This is a genomic window from Pseudonocardia kongjuensis (assembly GCF_039526905.1).
Lineage (GTDB): Bacteria > Actinomycetota > Actinomycetes > Mycobacteriales > Pseudonocardiaceae > Pseudonocardia > Pseudonocardia kongjuensis.
In genome coordinates this window covers 68,947-85,300 of record NZ_BAAAJK010000036.1, presented here as the reverse complement: position 1 = coordinate 85,300, position 16,354 = coordinate 68,947, and the positions used below count along the sequence as shown (strand labels likewise).

Annotated in this window: 16 protein-coding genes; 3 read left to right on the top strand and 13 right to left on the bottom strand. The window is 76.0% G+C overall.

The window, feature by feature from the left end; translation table 11 throughout:
• Nucleotides 1-130 precede the first annotated feature (130 nt).
• Genes ABD160_RS25945 through ABD160_RS25935 form a run of 3 tightly spaced genes read right to left on the bottom strand, consistent with a single transcriptional unit; the run spans nt 131 to nt 3,556 of the window.
• Nucleotides 131-1,732, bottom strand: coding sequence for a molybdopterin-dependent oxidoreductase (locus ABD160_RS25945; RefSeq protein ID WP_344027032.1), 1,602 nt, complete (start codon nt 1,730-1,732; stop codon nt 131-133).
• Between the two features lie 7 nt (nt 1,733-1,739).
• Nucleotides 1,740-1,994, bottom strand: coding sequence for a glutaredoxin family protein (locus ABD160_RS25940; RefSeq protein WP_344027030.1), 255 nt, complete (start codon nt 1,992-1,994; stop codon nt 1,740-1,742).
• A complete protein-coding gene (locus tag ABD160_RS25935; RefSeq protein WP_344027028.1) occupies nt 1,991-3,556 on the bottom strand; it encodes an AMP-binding protein in 1,566 nt (521 codons plus the stop codon). The genes ABD160_RS25940 and ABD160_RS25935 overlap by 4 nt, the downstream gene beginning before the upstream one ends.
• 741 nt (nt 3,557-4,297) lie before the next feature.
• Here ABD160_RS25935 and ABD160_RS25930 point away from each other — a divergent pair.
• The 3 genes from ABD160_RS25930 (at nt 4,298) to ABD160_RS25920 (ending at nt 7,673) form a co-directional block, all read left to right on the top strand.
• Nucleotides 4,298-4,936 carry a sigma-70 family RNA polymerase sigma factor gene (locus tag ABD160_RS25930; protein ID WP_344027026.1) on the top strand — a complete coding sequence of 213 codons (639 nt, stop codon included), beginning with the start codon at nt 4,298-4,300 and terminating at the stop codon, nt 4,934-4,936.
• A 181-nt stretch (nt 4,937-5,117) separates the two neighbouring features.
• On the top strand, nt 5,118-6,560 hold the full coding sequence (locus tag ABD160_RS25925) for a DUF5667 domain-containing protein (RefSeq protein ID WP_344027024.1): 1,443 nt from the start codon (nt 5,118-5,120) through the stop codon (nt 6,558-6,560).
• A 210-nt stretch (nt 6,561-6,770) separates the two neighbouring features.
• A complete protein-coding gene (locus tag ABD160_RS25920) occupies nt 6,771-7,673 on the top strand; it encodes an HAD family hydrolase (protein ID WP_425563665.1) in 903 nt (300 codons plus the stop codon).
• 14 nt (nt 7,674-7,687) lie between these two features.
• Here ABD160_RS25920 and ABD160_RS25915 read toward each other — a convergent pair whose 3' ends face one another.
• The 10 genes from ABD160_RS25915 to ABD160_RS25870 form a co-directional block, all read right to left on the bottom strand.
• The gene (locus ABD160_RS25915) at nt 7,688-8,086 is read right to left on the bottom strand and encodes a DUF5313 family protein (protein ID WP_344027022.1); all 399 of its coding nucleotides are present in this window, start codon (nt 8,084-8,086) and stop codon (nt 7,688-7,690) included.
• Nucleotides 8,087-8,090: 4 nt separating this feature from the next.
• Entirely contained in the window at nt 8,091-9,059 is a 969-nt protein-coding gene (locus tag ABD160_RS25910; protein WP_344027020.1) for a lysophospholipid acyltransferase family protein, read from the bottom strand.
• Nucleotides 9,060-9,117: 58 nt separating this feature from the next.
• Nucleotides 9,118-10,164, bottom strand: coding sequence for an NAD-dependent epimerase/dehydratase family protein (locus ABD160_RS25905; protein ID WP_344027018.1), 1,047 nt, complete (start codon nt 10,162-10,164; stop codon nt 9,118-9,120).
• Between the two features lie 334 nt (nt 10,165-10,498).
• The gene (locus tag ABD160_RS25900) at nt 10,499-10,600 is read right to left on the bottom strand and encodes a 30S ribosomal protein bS22 (RefSeq protein WP_010241351.1); all 102 of its coding nucleotides are present in this window, start codon (nt 10,598-10,600) and stop codon (nt 10,499-10,501) included.
• Nucleotides 10,601-10,760: 160 nt separating this feature from the next.
• Nucleotides 10,761-10,973 (bottom strand): helix-turn-helix domain-containing protein, encoded by a 213-nt coding sequence (locus ABD160_RS25895; protein ID WP_085910614.1) that lies wholly within the window; start codon nt 10,971-10,973, stop codon nt 10,761-10,763.
• Nucleotides 10,974-11,193: 220 nt separating this feature from the next.
• A complete protein-coding gene (proC, locus tag ABD160_RS25890) occupies nt 11,194-11,994 on the bottom strand; it encodes a pyrroline-5-carboxylate reductase (protein WP_344027013.1) in 801 nt (266 codons plus the stop codon).
• A gap of 23 nt (nt 11,995-12,017) precedes the next feature.
• Nucleotides 12,018-12,854, bottom strand: a complete 837-nt coding sequence (locus ABD160_RS25885; protein WP_344027011.1) for a thioesterase family protein — start codon at nt 12,852-12,854, stop codon at nt 12,018-12,020.
• A gap of 43 nt (nt 12,855-12,897) precedes the next feature.
• Complete coding sequence (locus tag ABD160_RS25880; protein WP_344027009.1) at nt 12,898-13,704, bottom strand: sugar phosphate isomerase/epimerase family protein; 807 nt, start codon at nt 13,702-13,704, stop codon at nt 12,898-12,900.
• 89 nt (nt 13,705-13,793) lie between these two features.
• On the bottom strand, nt 13,794-15,305 hold the full coding sequence (locus ABD160_RS25875) for a hypothetical protein (RefSeq protein WP_344027007.1): 1,512 nt from the start codon (nt 15,303-15,305) through the stop codon (nt 13,794-13,796).
• Entirely contained in the window at nt 15,305-16,312 is a 1,008-nt protein-coding gene (locus tag ABD160_RS25870; RefSeq protein ID WP_344027005.1) for a Ppx/GppA family phosphatase, read from the bottom strand. Before ABD160_RS25870 ends, ABD160_RS25875 begins: the two co-directional genes overlap by 1 nt.
• Nucleotides 16,313-16,354: the final 42 nt, after the last annotated feature.

Below are 16,354 nucleotides of genomic sequence, written 5' to 3'. Positions count from 1 at the left end.
ACCGCTGACCTGGAGCTACCGGTGATCGACCGGCACGAACCGCTCACCGTGCGAGATTGGGCACGTCGAGGCCCGTGCCACCCCGGACCCGGGCGGCCGGGCGGCCGCGTGACACAGCTCTCGGCGGACCTCAGACCGCGGTGACCGGGCGCTCCGGCCAGCCGGTCGCGGCGCCCGGCAGCGGTGACCGCCGCTGCCCGGTCTGCACGGCCCCGGCGCCGTCGGTCGCCCGGCACCGGACCGTGTGCCCGCCGGCCGGCAGGTCCAGCTCGGCCCGCCACATCCGCCAGGTCGCGCCCTCGGCGGGGACCGGGCCGAGCTCGGCGTCCACCCAGCCGCCCGCCGCCGGGTCCCCGACGCCGACCTCGACCCGGGAGATCCCGCGCGGCACCGCCCAGGCGGCACCGGTGACGACCACCCGGCCGGCCGGGACGCGCGCGTAGGGCGTCGGCGAGTCGATTCGGGAGGCCGTCTCGGTCGGCCCGGGCGGCGCCCAGCCGCGCACCCGCCAGTAGTCGGCGCGCGCGGCGAACGTGGTGAGCTCGATGTCGGTGACCCACTTGGTCGCCGAGACGTAGCCGTAGAGCCCGGGCACCACGATCCGCACCGGGAAGCCGTGCTCGACCGGCAGCGCCTCGCCGTCCATCGCCACCGCGAGCAGCGCGCCCGCCGCCGGGTCCAGCACCAGCGACGACGGGCTGCCCGCCGTCCAGCCGTCGACCGAGGTCGAGAACACCTGGTCGGCGGCCGGGTCCGGGACGGCGGCGGCGAGCAGCGGGGCCAGCTCGACGCCGGTGAACCGGGTGGTCGACACCAGGTCGCCGCCGACCTCGTTGGAGACGCAGGACAGCGTCACCCAGCGTTCGACGAGCGGTCGGGCCAGCAGGTCGTCGAGGTCCAGCAGCAGCTCGCGGCCGACCATCCCGTGCACCCGCAGCGTCCAGCCGGCCGGATCGACCGCGGGCACCCGCAGGGCGGTGTCGATCCGGTAGAAGTCGGCGACCGGCGTCGCGAACGCGGTCCCGCCGGGGAACGCGGCCCCGGCGGGCACCGGCGGGGCGGGCGGGATCCGGCCCGCGGCGGCGAGTGCCCGCAGCCGCGCGGTGAGCGCCTCCCGGGCCGGCCCGATCCGGCCGGACGGCAGCCGGGGCGCGAGCACACCGGCGCCCGCCGCGGCGGCGATCCCGCCGGCCCCGGCCAATCCGGCGGCCCGCAGGAACCGGCGCCGGGTGAGCGAGTCGCGCAGCGGGCGGCCGTCCGGCAGCACCGGCCCGGCCGGGATCCGGGCGCCGAGCCGGTGCAGCCTGCGGAAGGCGGTGACCGCGACGACCAGTGCGACGACGGCGGGCAGCACGTCCAGCGGCCCGCCGCCGGCGGCCGTGCCACCGGCCAGCACGCCGAGCAGGCCGAGCGCGGCCAGGCCGGCGGTCCCGGGCCGGTCCGAGCGCCCGGACAGCGCGCCGGCCGCGGCGACCGCGGCCGCGGCCACGACCAGCACCCCGGTGACGACGGTGGCCCGGCTGCCCAGGCCGATCCCGACCGTCGCGATCTCGGCGACCGCGGGCGGGGTGAGCGCGACGACCCGGCCGGCGACCGCGTCCACCGGCCCGGTCCCCGGCCCGGTCACCAGCGCGGCGAGCTGCCCGGCGCCGACGCCGAGCGCGGCCGCGGCGAGCGCGCCGGCCGCACCGCGCAGCCGGCCGGGACGCGCCGCCGGACCCGCCGCCGTCATCCCCGGCTCATCCGGCGGATCGTCCGGCCGCCAGGTCGGCCCGCAGTCGCGCCTCGTCGACCCGGAAGGAGTCGTGCTCCCGCCCGTCGAGCAGGACCACCGGGACCTGGTCGCCGTACTCGGCCCGCAGCTCGGGATCGCCGTCGACGTCCACCGTGTCCCATCCGGTGCCGGTCTCGGCGCACACCCGGCGCAGCACCTCGGCGGCGTCCTCGCAGAGGTGGCAGCCGGCCCGGGTGAGCAGCCGTACCCGGGCGCTCACATCCGGGCCAGGGTGCGGCGGGCGATCTTGCCGGTCGGTGTGCGGGGCAGCTCGTCGGCGAACGCGACGACCGCGGGCCGCTTGAACCGGGCCAGCCGGGTGGCGCAGTGCTCGTGCACCTGCTCGACGGTCAGGCCGGCGCCGGGCACCGCGACCACCACCGCCTTCACCGCCTCGCCGGTGCGGTCGTCCGGCACCCCGACGACGGCGACCTCGGCGACCGTGTCCAGCTCGGCGACGACCTGCTCCACCTCGCGCGGGTAGACGTTGAACCCGTTCACGATCACCAGGTCCGACGAGCGGTCCACCAGGAACAGGTCGCCGTCGGCGTCGAGGTAGCCGACGTCGGCGGTGGTGAACCAGCCGTCGGCGTCCGGCCCGCCGTCCCCGTCCGGCCAGTAGCCGGAGAAGAGGTTGGGGCCGCGCAGCGAGATCAGCCCGGTGTCGTCGCCGGGCTCGGAGCCGACCTCGAGATCGATCTCGTCGTCGTCCGGCTCCGGCTCCGGCTCGTTGAGCGGACGGCCGGCGGCGTCGACCAGCCGCAGCTCGACGCCGGGCAGCGGGCGGCCGACCGAGCCGGGCTTCGCCGGGCGGCCGAGCTCGTTGGTCGTGATCACCGGGCCGCCCTCGGACAGGCCGTACCCCTCGTGCAGGTCCAGGCCGGTGGCGGCCCGGAAGTCGGCCAGCCACGACGACGGCAGCGGCGCCCCGCCGGAGGTGCAGAGCCGGACCCCGCCCATCGCCGCGCGCAGCCGGTCGGCCGGCAGGTCCAGCAGCGAGCGGAACAGCGAGGGCACGCCGGCGATCACGCTCACCCGTTCCCCGACGACGGCCGACAGCAGCCGCTCCGGGTCGAACCGGCCGGGCAGGACGACCGTGGAGCCCGCCCAGCAGACCTGCAGCAGGCCCGCGGCGAACCCGTAGACGTGGTAGAGCGGCAGCGCCAGCAGCACCCGGTCGACCCCGTTCACCGGGGCCGGGCGCAGCTCGGCCGCCTGGGCCCGGTTCGCGAGCAGCGCGCGGTGGGTCAGCTGCACGCCGCGCGGCCGCCCGGTGGTCCCCGAGGTGAAGACGATCACCGCGGTCCGCTCCGGATCGGCCGCTGCGCCGCCGGTGGCCGGGACGTCCGGCGCCGGCGCGGAGGGGTCCGGCGGCGGCAGCAGCCGGGCCCCGCAGCCCTCCGCGCAGCCCTGCGCGACCCGGTCCCCGGGCGCCGCGACGACCACCACCGGGGCCGCCTGGGCGAACACGACCTCCAGCTCGCGGGTCACCGACCCGGTGCCGAACGGCACCACGACCGCGTCCGCGCGCAGTGCGCCGAACACCGCGACGCAGTAGGCCGCACCGTCCGGCAGGCCGACGGCCACCCGGTCCCCCGGCCGTACCCCGGTCGCCCGCAGCCGGGCCGCCTCCGCGCTGACCGCCGCGTCCAGGGCGGCCCAGCTCAGGGTCAGCGGGGAGCTGCCGGACAGGTCGCGGACGGCGTCGTGCCCGGGCCGCTCGGTGGCGTTGCGGGAGACCAGGTCCGCGACATGGACGGGGGCGGGGCGGGTACTCGACACGGGACGTCTTCCTCCTCGGTGCGCGACATCACCAGTCTGGCAAAACCCGGTCACCGGGCACCGCCCGGCAACGGCACCGCTCGTCGCGCACACGGACCGTGTCGATTCGGACACGCTGCGCTAACAGTTCACTGACCGCGCCCAACAGGCCGCTCGACGGAACGGGGCGCGGTGAAAGGCGGCGAGTGCATTGCGCCACCGCCTCAACGTTTATGCTCCGCCGCTACACGAGGTTCAACGCGCGAACCGCCGGTTCGTCGCGCGACTCACCCGAGGGAGTGGCATGCAGCTCGTCGCCAGCGCACCGCTGCGCCTGCCGCGCCGTGCGGCCCGGGGCACCCCGCCCCGCACCGCCCGCCGGGCGGTCCCGCGGCCGGACCACCGGGATCCATGACCCGGCCGATGCGACCGCAGCGGCTGTTCCGCCCCCGAGAACGCCCCGAGAACGATCCCCCACGTTCTGTCGATCACGTCCATTCAGCCGACCCAGCCGTCCGTCCCGACCGGGCCCCCGATCCCGTTCGAGACCGACCCGACGCCGTCCGCCCCCAGCCGGACGGGGAGGTGTCCGTGACTTCAGCGACCTCTGCACCGTCCGCACCGACGGGGCCGATCGCGTCCGCTCCCCTCGACGCTCCCCCGCACGACTCCCGGTCCGCCGACTACCCGGCACGGCCGGCCGCCAACCGCACGGGCGGCGCCCCCACCCGTCCGGGGCACCCGGGCCGGACCGAGCAGGAGATGCCGTCGCCGCGCCGGGCGCCGCAGATCTCGCAGGGACTGCCCCGCCCCGAGCAGGACCCGGCCGACGAGGCCGCCCGCGCCGTCGAGGACGCCAACAGCTCCTGGGCGCTGGTCGAGGCCTGCCAGGCCGGCGACGCCGCCGCGTTCGGCGAGCTGTACGAGCGCTACCACGACGTCGTCTTCCGCTACGTGCTGTTCCGGATGGGCGACCGCGCCTTCGCCGAGGACGTCACCCAGGAGACCTTCGTCCGCGCGCTGCGCCGGATCTCCTCGGTCAGCTACCAGGGCCGCGACATCGGCGCCTGGTTCGTCACCATCGCCCGGAACCTGATCTTCGACTACGTGAAGTCCAGCCGGTACCGGCTGGAGCAGACCACGTCGGAGATCGCCGACCACTCGCCGGCGACCAGCGGCCCCGAGCAGCAGGTCCTCGACATGGCGACCAACGACGAGCTGCTGGCCTCGATCGCGAAGCTCAACCCGGACCAGCGCGAGTGCATCCAGTACCGCTTCCTGCGCGGGCTCTCGGTCGCCGAGACCGCCGAGCTCATGGACCGCAACGAGGGCGCCGTGAAGGCGCTGCAGCACCGGGCGGTGCGCCGCCTGGCCCAGCTGCTCCCGGACGGCCTGCGATGAGCGGCCATGCGGCCCGAACAGCCGCAACGGGAGAGCAGATGCTGATCACTGCGGTGAACGCACTACTCGATGCGGTGAACGGTCCGGGGTCCGTAACCTCTGCGCCGGTCGGTCGTTGTGCAGACGAGCGCGCCGTGAACGCGCCGACGAGCAGCGCGAGACTGCAGTGAGGACGGACGGCATGCCCAGGGCATGGGACGACAGGCACCGGGGCGGGGACGACTTCGACCGGGCCCCGGCGGGCGCACCCGCGTCGGAGGAGCTGGCGCACGAGATCGCGCTCTCCGCCGCGCTGGACCGCTCGCGTCGTGACCTCTCGCCGGATCCGCACGCCTCGGCCCGGATGCGGCAGCGACTGTTCGACGTGCTGGAGCAGGAGGGTATCGGCCGGCCGGACCAGTCCGGCCCGGGGTCCCCGTTCGGCGGCCGCCCCGCGGACCAGCTGGACCGCGCGGACCTGACCGCCCCGATCGGACCGCCGATCGCCGACGACCTGGACCACGAGGCCGTCTCCACCCGCCGCTCGGCGGGCGAGCACCAGCCGGAGTCCGACGACCCGGGTGCCCGCCAGTCGCGGCCGCGCCGCGGCCGGCACGTGCTCCCGACCCACCATCCCGACCATCCCGAGCAGGTCGTGGGTGCAGCGCCCGGGCCGGCCCGGGAGGCCGAGGCCGGTCCCGGCCGGGACGAGTCGGCCCGGCCGCCGCGGATGCTGGACCGCCGCCGGCCGAGCATCCGGAAGCGGTTCGGCGTCGTCGTCGGCGGTTTCGCCGCGCTCGCCGTGATCGCCGGGGTCACCTCCACGGTCAGCCGGGACGCGCTGCCCGGCGACGCCATGTACGGCGTGAAGCGGGCCAGCGAGAGCGTCGGCGGGGTCTTCACCGTCGGCGAGCAGGCCGAGGCCGACCGGCAGCTCGATCTGGCCCGTTCCCGGGTGGACGAGCTGGAGAACCTGATCGCCCGGGCGACGCCGCCCTCGCCGACCGCGGTCGCCGCCGCCATGAAGGACTTCGACCGGGCCACCAGCACCGGCAGCAGGCTGATGCTGACCGGGGCCGGCGCCGAGGGTTCCGACGCGGCCCGGCTGGCCGAGCTGCGCACCTGGGCGGCCGCCCAGTCCGGCCGGATCACCGGTCTGCAGGAGCAGCTGCCCGCGGAGAGCAGGCCGGAGACGGCCGAGGCGATCCAGCTGCTCGACCGGGTGCTCGCCCGGGCCGAGGCGCTGCGCGCGAACAGCGGCTGCATCGCCGACAGCGGCGGCACGGTCGACGACCTGGGCCCGGTCCCCGGCGAGTGCCGGCCCGGCAGCGGCGGCGCGCCGGACGCGTCCCGCCAGTCGGCGACCGCCACCCCGGACGGCGGCAGCTCGTCGGCGAACCCGGACCCGACCTCGGAGACGGCGGGCCCGGAGACCTCGAGCCCCGGCACCTCCGAGGCACCGACCAGCACCGGCGCGCCGGACAGCGGGCTCCCGCTGCTCGGCGGGTCCGGCCCGTCGACGAGCAGCTCGCCGAGCTCCTCGCCGTCGGAGAGCTCGTCGTCGACCCCGTCCGACGACCGGCTGCTGCCGCCGATCACGATCCCGCCGCTGCTGCCCGGCCTCGGCCCGGTGACGATCGGCTGAGTCCCCCGGCACACCGGTACGGGCCCGGCCCCGGCGTCCAGCGCGCCGGGCCGGGCCCGCTCCGGTGTTCCACCAGTAGGCTGGGGCCGCGCCCGGGTACCGCGGGGCGCGTGACGCCGTCGTACCAGGAAGGCCGCCGTGGTGAGTGATCCCGGGTCCGTTCCCGACGAGGTTCGGGTCGAGCACACCGGTGCCGGTGGCGAGACCGGTCTGGCCGAGGAGCCCGGCGTCCTGGAACGCGCCACCGCGCTCGATCCGGCCCAGCGGGCCGGCCAGGCGTCCGCCGCGGCGGCGGTCGCCGCGGAGAGCGCCGACCAGCAGCCGCCGGACGCCGACGCGCCGCCGCCGGACCTGACCGCGGCCGCGTTCTTCGACGTCGACAACACGATGATGGTCGGCGCGTCGATCTTCCACTTCGCCCGCGGGCTGGCCGCGCGGAAGTTCTTCACCACCTCCGACCTGGCCGGGTTCGCCTGGCAGCAGCTCAAGTTCCGGGTCGGCGGCCGGGAGGACAAGGGCGGCATCGCCGGGCACCGGGACACCGCGCTGTCGTTCGTCGCGGGCCGGCCGGTCGCCGAGGTGGTCGCGCTCGGCGAGGAGATCTACGACGAGCTGATGGCCGACCGGATCTGGGCGGGCACCCGGGCGCTGGCCCAGATGCACCTCGACGCCGGCCAGCGGGTCTGGCTGGTCACCGCCACCCCGGTCGAGCTGGCCCGGATCATCGCCCGCAGGCTCGGCCTGACCGGCGCGCTGGGCACCGTCGCGGAGTCCGTGGACGGGCTCTACACCGGACGCCTGGTCGGCGAGATCCTGCACGGCCCGGCGAAGGCGCACGCGGTCCGCGCGCTGGCCGCGTCCGAGGGCCTGGACCTGCGCCGGTGCACCGCGTACTCGGACTCGGTGAACGACGTCCCGATGCTCTCGGCCGTCGGCACCGCGGTCGCGGTGAACCCGGACTCGGAGCTGCGCGACGTCGCGAAGGCCCGGAGCTGGCAGATCCGCGACTTCCGCACCGGGCGCAAGGCCGCCCGGATCGGGGTGCCGTCGGTGCTGGGTGCCGGCGCGCTGGCCGGTGCGGTCGCCGCCGGGATGGCCTACCGCAGGCGCTGAGGCCGGGCGCGCGCTCAGCTGCCGCCGCGGTAGCGCTGTGCGTAGCGCCGGGCCGCCTCGGCGCGCTCCCCGGCGGTCGCCCGTGCCCGGGTGGCCCGCGCCGTCCCGGCCGGGTAGCCGGCCTTCACCACCCGGTTCTCCACCGACTCCTCCATCACGAACAGCGCGTACTGCAGCGACACCAGCCAGCCGAGCAGGACGGCGGTCAGCCGCAGCCACAGCGGCCCGGGGACCAGCAGCATCAGCGGCACCGACAGCAGCGTCAGCATCACCGCGGTGCGCGCGAAGTGGCGCAGGTGCCAGGTGCGGCAGGTGGTGTCGTGCAGCACCCAGGTCCGGTAGCGGGCCGGGAGCGACCCGCCCGCGGCGTAGCGCAGCCAGCGCAGCGGGCCGGGGCGGAGCCGCTCGGTCACCCGGTCAGCCCAGGAAGACGTTCCGGCGCTGGGACAGCAGCCGGTACAGGGTGTGCTGGATGGTCTCCCGGACCTGGTCGGTCAGGTTGAAGACCAGCATCGGGTCGTCGGCGTCGGACGGGGAGTGCCGGTCGGTCGGGATCGGCTCGCCGAACTCGATGTACCACTTGGACGGCAGCGGGATCAGCCCGGCCGGGCCGAGCAGCGGGAAGGTCGGCGTGATCGGGAAGTACGGGGCGCCGAACAGCCGGGCGATCGGGGCCAGGTCGCCGATCTTGGGGTAGATCTCCTCGGCGCCGACGATCGAGCACGGGATGATCGGCACCCCGGTGCGCAGCGCGGCCGAGACGAAGCCGCCGCGCCCGAACCGCTGCAGCTTGTAGCGGTCCCGGAACGGCTTGCCGATGCCCTTGAAGCCCTCCGGGAACACGGCGACGACCTCGCCGGAGCGCATCAGGCGTTCGGCGTCCGGGTTGCAGGCCAGGGTGGCCCCGGACTTGCGGGCCAGCGAGCCGGAGACCGGCAGCCGGAACATCAGGTCGGCGCCCAGCAGGCGCAGGTGCCGGTGCGCGGGGTGGTCGTCGTGCACCGCCACGGTGGTCATCACCGCGTCCAGCGGCAGGGTGCCGGAGTGGTTGGCGACCAGCAGCGCGCCGCCGGTGTCCGGGATGTGGTGGGTGCCGATCGTCTCCACCCGGAACCAGCGCTGGTAGAGCGGCCGCAGCGCGGGCAGCACCATCGCGTCGGTCAGCTCGGCGTCGAACCCGAACTCGTCGACCTGGTAGTCCCCGGCGAGGCGGCGGCGCAGGAAGTCCAGCGCCTGCTCCAGGGCCGCCTCCCAGGCCGGCTGCTCCTCGGCGTCGTCGGTCTCCGGGGCCGGGGGGACCGCGGCCGGCCGCACCTGCTCCTCGCCGCGGACCGGCCGGGCGGGACCGCGCTCGCCCCGGATCGGGATCACCCGTGCCTCGGTCATGCCGTTCCCCCCTGTCGTGTCACGCCGCCCGGGCGCGTCGTCCGCTCCGCCCACACGATCAGCGCAGCGCCCTGGCCAGGCCGAGCAGCCCGCGCTCGACCGAGGCGATCCGTTCCTGCCCGAGCACCGGCCGCAGGGCCTTGCCGCGGACGAAGTCGTCGAACGCCTGGGTGGTGGTCCAGCGCGGTTCGAAACCGAAGTCGTCGATCAGCCGGTGCAGGTCGACGACCCGGCCGAAGTTGAGGAAGCGCATCTGCTCGGGCGAGAAGTCGACCACCCGGGCGCCGCGCAGCACCCGGCTGACCGGGCTGACCGCGCTGCTCGGCACCGGGACGGCGATCTTGCCGGCCCGCCGGATCGCCTGCGACAGCATGAGCACGCCGTGCGCGGCGACGTTGTAGACGCCGGGCAGCTCGTGGGTCGCCGCCCGCTCCAGCACGGCCAGGCCGTCCTCCTCGTGCAGCAGCTGCATCCGGGCGTCGTAGCCGAGCACGGTCGGCACCACGGGGAGCGCGAAGTAGCGGCTCAGGACGGTGTCGATCCGGGGCCCGATGAAGTTCGCGAACCGCAGCACCGTGGTCGTCACGTCCGGCCGGCGCCTGCTGAACCCGCGCAGGTAGCCCTCGATCTCGGCGGCGTCCTTCGCGTAGCCGCCGGACGGCAGGTCCTTCGGCCCGGTCGCCTCGTCGAAGACGGCCGGATCGCGCGGGCTGGACCCGTACACCGCGGTGGTCGACTTCAGCACGACGCGGCGCACCGTCGACGCCTTCTGGCAGGCGGCGAGCAGCTGCATCGTGCCGATGACGTTCATCTCCTTCATCGTCGCCCGGCCGCCGGACGACGCCGGGCTGGCCGACAGCGAGGCGTGCACGACGGTGTCGACGCCTGCGGTGGAGATGACCTTCGCGATGAGCGGGTTGCGGATGTCCGCGCGGACGAACTCGGCCCGGCCCATCCGGCGCAGCAGGTCGCGCGGCGGCGGGACGGTGTCGACGCCGAGCACCCGGTCGATGTCCGGGTTCGCGGCCAGCCGGGCCGCGAGATGACCGCCGAGGAACCCGCTCACGCCCGTGACCAGCACGACGTTCGGTGTCGGCTGGGACATGGGCGACCTCCCTGGACCTGACCGGCGGGGCCGGCTGGGCGGTGGGCGTGCAGACACGATCGGTGCCTGCTGCACGGGACGACGGCGGCGGCGGACGGACGACGCGGGCAGGCGGGCGGGCCGGGCTGGGCCGGGCGGCGCGGGCACGGACCCCGCGGCCGGGAGAGCGTCGTCGCTGCTCCGGCCGATCGCCGGGCCGGTGGCCGATGGTAGTCCGACTCGTCACCCGCGGCACTCGCCCGCGCACGTGAAACGCGTGACGTGTGGGTGAATTACGCCGCCGAACGACACCGGCCGCGCACCCGCCGTGGCGGATGCGCGGCCGGCGCGCGAGTCACTTGCCGAGCTTGCGGCGCTGCACCCGGGTCTTGCGCAGCAGCTTGCGGTGCTTCTTCTTCGACATCCGCTTGCGGCGCTTCTTGATGACCGAGCCCATGGGTGCTCCTCCTGTATCGACGCAGATCGCCCGCGACCGCACCACCGGGTGGCCTCGAGGCGGGCCGCCCGCGTACGGATACGCGGGACGGGCGACCGGTGGGAGTCGGCAGCCGGTTCGTCAGTCTACCGGGGCCGGTGCGGGCGCCCGGACGGGGGACTCAGCCCGCGTCGAAGTAGGCGTTGCGGAGGTAGTCCTCCACGGCCCGCTGCGGTACCCGGAACGACCGGCCGACCCGGGCGGCGGGCAGCTCACCCGAGTGCACCAGCCGGTACACGGTCATCTTCGAGACCCGCATCATCGAGGCGACCTCGGCCACGGTCAGGAACTGGACCTGGGCCGGACGCAGAGGCTCGGATCGTTCCGCCACCATCGGGCACCGCCTTCCTCCCCCGGTACGGGCCCCCGGACGCCCGGTGGTGGGGGATGCGCGTGCAGTCTACCGGGACGGCTGTGACGATCGGTCCGCCAGAGGGTGCCCCGATCGTGGCACATCTCGGCGCGTCAGGGTGTCATTGCGTCATCCGATGCGCTGATCGGGCGAATACGGAGGGCGATCGGCCCATCGGGGCCGGTGCGACGGGCCGTGCCGGTCAGCGGCCGAGCTCCACCGACCTGTCGTGCGCGGCGGTGACCGCGTCCGCGAGGGCGGACCGCAGGCCGTGCCGCTCCAGCTCGCGCAGCGCGGCGGCCGTCGTACCGGCCGGGGAGGTGACGTTCTCCCGCAGCACCGCCGGGTGCTCGCCGGTCTCGCGCAGCATCCGGGCCGCGCCGAGCGCGGTCTGCACGGTGAGCTCGGTCGCCGCGGGCCGGGTCAGGCCGAGCGCCACCCCGGCCTCGATCATCGCCTCGGCGACCAGGAAGAAGTAGGCCGGGCCGGAGCCGGAGACGGCGGTGGCGGCGTCCTGTTTCGACTCGTCGATCCGCAGCACCGCGCCGACCGTGCCGAGCAGGCTCTCGGTTTCGGCGAGATGCTCGTCGCCGGCGTGGCTGCCCGCGGAGATCGCGCACATCGCCGCGCCGAGCAGCATCGGGGTGTTCGGCATGACCCGCACCACCGGGGTGCCGCCGGGCAGCGCCCCCTCGAACAGCGAGGTCGGCAGCCCGGCGCACAGGGAGACCACCAGCGCGCCCGGCTCGAGGGCGGGCGCGACCTCGCCGAGCAGCCCGACGACGTCCTGCGGCTTGACGGCGACGACGACCGTCCCGGCCCCGCGGACGGCGTCGGCCACCGGGGCGGCGGTGATCCCGAGCGCGGCGGACAGCTCCTGCGCGCGGGCCGCCGACTTCTCCGCGACCACCAGCTCGCCCGGTTCCCGCCCGGCCGCCAGCAACCCGCCGAGCAGCGCCTCGCCGATCCGCCCGCCACCCAGTACCGCGATCCTCGAACCCATGGGCGCAACCCTAGGCGGCGTGCTCAGCGCTCCAGCGGTGCCAGTGCGAGCTGACGGGCCTGGCAGACGGTCCGCCCGGCGGCGTCGACGACGGTGACGTCCTCGTCGAACTGGGTGCCCGAGACGGTCCGGGACCGCGAGACGACCCGCAGCCAGCCCGGCGCGGGGCGGGCCCGCAGCAGCGCGGTGAGCTGCACGGTCGGGGCCCAGCCGGGCCGCCCGCCCAGGTTGAACACGGTCGGCGGCAGGATGTCGCCGGCCAGCAGCGCGAACAGCACGTCCGGTTCCTCGCCGCGCGGCCGCACCCAGCCGGTCATCTCCGGCGGACCGGTCTCGCCCCGCAGGAACGGCAGCGCGGTCGCCGGGTACCGCAGGTCGCAGGCGGCGGCCAGGCCGCGCGCACCGCCCTCGGCCCGGGCCGGGTCCAGCGCGTCGGCGTCCGGCTCGGGCGCGAGCTCGGCGGCGGTCTCCCAGCGCGGCTCGCCGTCGGGCAGGGTGCCCGCGGTGACCGTGGCGTGCAGCATCAGCCGGTCGTCCTGCTCCAGCCGGACCAGGACCGAGGAGATGGTGCGCCCGATCTTCAGCGGGGTCGCCGTCAGCTCGACCGGCCGCAGGTCCGGCGCCCGCAGGAAGTCCACCGACACGGCGAGCGGATCGGGGGCCGGGGCGCCGGCCGGCAGATCGGCCCGGAGCCGGGCGAGCGCCGCCTGCGCCATCAGCACCATCAGCAGGCCGCCGAAGGCCTTCGGGCCGACCGCCCAGACGTCGTCGAGACGGGCCCGGAACCGGCCGTCGCCGAGATCCTCGAGCCCCCTGGCGTCGGCGAACGGGCGTCCGGTGCGGAGCGCGGAACTGCTCATGCCGATCAGGCTAACCCGCCGGTTACCGACGGGTAAGGAGATCTCAGCGACGGGCGGACGGGATCGGCGCGGGATGCCGGGTCGGCGCCAGGTGCAGCCGGGCGAACAGCAGCGACTCGGCGAGCAGGCCGACCCGCTCCTGGCGGGTCCGGCAGCGCCGGGTCGACACCTCGAGCGCGACCGTGCCGCCGCGCCCGGCGAACCCGTCGTCGGCGAGCCGCTGGCAGACCTCGGCGCAGGGCTGCTCGCCCCGGCCCGGGACCAGGTGCTCGTCCTTCGCGGCGCCCGAGCCGTCGGTCAGGTGCAGGTGGGTGAGGCGCTCGCCCATCCGGTCCATCAGGCCGAGCGTGTCGACCCGGGCGGCGGCGGTGTGCGACAGGTCGAGGGTGTAGGCGCCGAAGCCGACCTCGGTCGGGTCGTGGCCGAGCGCGTACGGGACCGTGCTGATCGATCCGCGGGTCACCGGGAACATGTTCTCCACCGGCAGCGTGATCCCGCGGTACTCCTTCGCCCTGGCGACCTCGTCGGCGAACACCGACGCGTAGCGGCGCTGCCAGCGGAACGGCGGGTGCACCACGACGGTGCCGGCGCCGAACCGGGCGGCGACCTCGACGGTGCGCCGCAGCCGCTGCACCGGGTCCGCGCCCCAGACCCGCTGGGTGACGGCCAGGCACGGCGCGTGCACCGCGGTGACCGGGACGCCGTGCCGCTCCGCGAGGCGTTCGACCGCCCGCGGGTCCTGGCTGACCGGATCGGTCCAGATCATCAGCTCGACCCCGTCGTAGCTGAGATCGGCGGCGATCTCGAAGGCCGCGGCGACGCCCTCCGGGTAGACCGACGCGGTGGACAACAGGATCGGAGGGGTCCCGGGATAAGTGTGTGCGCGCGGACGGAAAGAGGGTGCCACAATTCGTGGAGTCGCCTCTCCGTCGCTCATCGTTACCGGTCCAGGAGCACCAGGAGCGCCGGGGACACCGTCAGCAGCAGGCCGACGAGGACCGCGAACAGGGTGGTCTTCAGGTCGTCGTTGCGCAGCAGGGCCCGCACGCCGAGCACCAGGCCGACGGTGAGCACCACCGCCGAGGCCAGCGCGACGATCGGGAACGAGAACCAGAGGAACCGGAACAGCACCCAGATCGCGGCACCGGCGACGGCGCCGCCGATCCACTGCGCGATCACCACCGCCCACGCCTGGCCGGTGCCCGCGGCGCCGGCGGCGGCCGCGTCGTCCAGACCGGCCGGCGGCTCGGCGCCGTCGGGATCGCCGGCATCGTCGTCGTCGTCGGCCGGGCCGCGACGCCTGCCGCGCCGGCCGCCCGGGGCGTCGGCGCCGGTCCGGTCCTCGTGTCCGGGGGCGAACCGGTCGTGCTCCTCGGGGCAGTCGTCCCACGGTTGCGGGTCGTCCGGGCGTTCCGGGGCGAGCACGCCGGTGCGGCCGCCGTCGAAGCCGGCCTCCCGGTCGTCGGCGAACGGGTCGTAGGCGCCGGTCGGCGGGCCGTCATCCACCGGGGCGCCGACCGGGGCCTGGCGGGCCCGGGCGCGACCGGTCGGCGACTCGTCGTCGTCCAGCGGCGGTGCGCCGAACTGGGTGGGCGGGCCGCCGTCGTCGTCCGGGTCGACGACCGGGCGGCGGGCGCCCAGCCTGCTGGTCGGGATCTCGTCCGGGTAGCCGCCGAAGGAGTCGGTGTCCGGGTGGCCCTGGGTGTCCGGGTAGCCGTTCGGCGGCGGGCCGCCCCGGTCCTCGTCGGGGCGCCCGGCGAAGCCCTGCGGGCGGCCGTGCGGCGGCGGGCCGTCGTCGGTGCGGCCGGGCCTGCCGTACGCCTCGTCCGGGCGGCCTGCGCCGTTCGGGCCGGCGTACCCGGGCGGCGGGCCGCCACGGTGCAGATCGGGGGCGTGCCCGTTCGGGGCGTGCCCGTTCGGGACATGGCCGTTCGGGACATGGCCGTTCGGGACGTGCCCGTTCGGGACATGGCCGTTCGGGACATGGCCGTTCGGCCGGTTCCCCGGGTGCGCCTCGGGGGCATGCCCGTTCGGCCGGTGGCCGGGACCGCCCGGGCCGAAGCCCTGCGGCGGGTGCCCGTTCGGTCCGCCGCTGCCGTTGGGTGCGTTCCCGTTCGGCACGAACGGATCGGGCCGCCGTCCGCCGGGGGCGCCGGGCCGGCCGCCCTCCACCGGGTCCGGCCGGCGGGCCGGCGGGAACGACGGGTGCTCGGCGAGCGGTGCGGGCGGACGCATCCGGTCCCCGCCCGCGGCCCCGCGCGGCGGCCCCTGCTCGGGGGGTGCCGGCGGCGCGCCGACGGCCGGCCCCGGCGCCGGGGCGCCGCCCGGCTCGTCGTCCTCCGAGGCACGGCGACGGCGGCGGCGCCCGGTCTGGGAGCCGCCGTTCGCCGCCAGCAGCTCGGCGACCGTCCGCTGGCGAGGCTCTCCGAATCCCGCGCTGTCCACACTCATCACGACCACCGTGCCCTGTGTGTTGTCAAGGGTCCAAGTCCGTCCGCGGAAGTCTGCGCCGAGCGGTCGTCCCCGTTCGTTCCGTCGAGCATGTCGAAGCGGCGCAGGATCACGCCCTCGCGCAACGCCCAGGGGCAGATGTCGAGCTCGGTGACACCCAGCGCGTCCATCGCGGCCTGGGCGACGATCGCGCCGGCGACCAGCTGGTGCGCCCGGCTGGCGCTCACGCCGTCCAGCTCGGCGAGGTCCGGCCCGGACATCCGGGTGATGAACGCGGAGAGCTGGCGCAGCCCGAGCGCGGTGAGGGTGCGGTGCGCGCGCGGCCCGGCGCTGGACGGCGCCGCGCCGGCGAGCCGGGCGAGCGTCCGGAAGGTCTTCGACGTCCCGACGGCCCGGTCCGGCCGGCCCGCCTCGCGCAGCCGCCCGGCGACCGGGGCGATCTCGTCGCGGACCCGCTCGGTGAGCGCGGCCACCTCGGCCCGCGACGGCGGATCGGAGGTGAACGCCTCCCGGGTCAGCCGGCCGGCTCCGAGCGGCACCGAGGCGGCGACGTCCGGGGTCTCGTCGCGGCCGACGGCCAGCTCCAGCGAGCCGCCGCCGATGTCGAGCACCAGCAGCCGCCCGGCGGACCAGCCGCACCAGCGGCGGACGGCGAGGAAGGTCCAGCGGGCCTCGTCCTCGCCGGGCAGCACCTCCAGCACCACGCCGGTCTCCCGCTGCACCTTCGCCAGCACCTCGGCCGAGTTGGTGGCGTCGCGCAGCGCGGAGGTGGCGAAGGCCATCAGGTCGTCGCAGCCCGCCTCGCGCGCGGTGTCCCGGGCCCGGTGCACGCTCTCCAGCAGCGCCTTGACCCCCTCCTTGCCCAACGCGCCCCGGCGGTCGAGGTGCTCGGCCAGCCGGAGCTGGTCCTTGTCGGAGGACATCGGCTTGGGATGGGCACCACGGTGGGCGTCCACCACCAGCAGGTGAACGGTGTTGGAACCCACGTCGAGGACGGCCAGTCGCACGCGCACAGGTTACCGAGCCGTTATCGACGGCCGGGCAACCCC

What these genes read in the sequence shown, in the direction of transcription:
- ABD160_RS25945 (WP_344027032.1), bottom strand. Translation starts at nt 1,732, where the DNA reads ATGACGGCGGCGGGTCCGGCGGCGCGTCCCGGCCGGCTGCGCGGTGCG.
- ABD160_RS25930 (WP_344027026.1), top strand. Translation starts at nt 4,298, where the DNA reads ATGCCGTCGCCGCGCCGGGCGCCGCAGATCTCGCAGGGACTGCCCCGC.
- ABD160_RS25925 (WP_344027024.1), top strand. Translation starts at nt 5,118, where the DNA reads ATGCCCAGGGCATGGGACGACAGGCACCGGGGCGGGGACGACTTCGAC.
- ABD160_RS25910 (WP_344027020.1), bottom strand. Translation starts at nt 9,059, where the DNA reads ATGACCGAGGCACGGGTGATCCCGATCCGGGGCGAGCGCGGTCCCGCC.
- ABD160_RS25905 (WP_344027018.1), bottom strand. Translation starts at nt 10,164, where the DNA reads ATGTCCCAGCCGACACCGAACGTCGTGCTGGTCACGGGCGTGAGCGGG.
- ABD160_RS25900 (WP_010241351.1), bottom strand. Translation starts at nt 10,600, where the DNA reads ATGGGCTCGGTCATCAAGAAGCGCCGCAAGCGGATGTCGAAGAAGAAG.
- ABD160_RS25895 (WP_085910614.1), bottom strand. Translation starts at nt 10,973, where the DNA reads ATGGTGGCGGAACGATCCGAGCCTCTGCGTCCGGCCCAGGTCCAGTTC.
- proC (WP_344027013.1), bottom strand. Translation starts at nt 11,994, where the DNA reads ATGGGTTCGAGGATCGCGGTACTGGGTGGCGGGCGGATCGGCGAGGCG.
- ABD160_RS25885 (WP_344027011.1), bottom strand. Translation starts at nt 12,854, where the DNA reads ATGAGCAGTTCCGCGCTCCGCACCGGACGCCCGTTCGCCGACGCCAGG.
- ABD160_RS25875 (WP_344027007.1), bottom strand. Translation starts at nt 15,305, where the DNA reads ATGAGTGTGGACAGCGCGGGATTCGGAGAGCCTCGCCAGCGGACGGTC.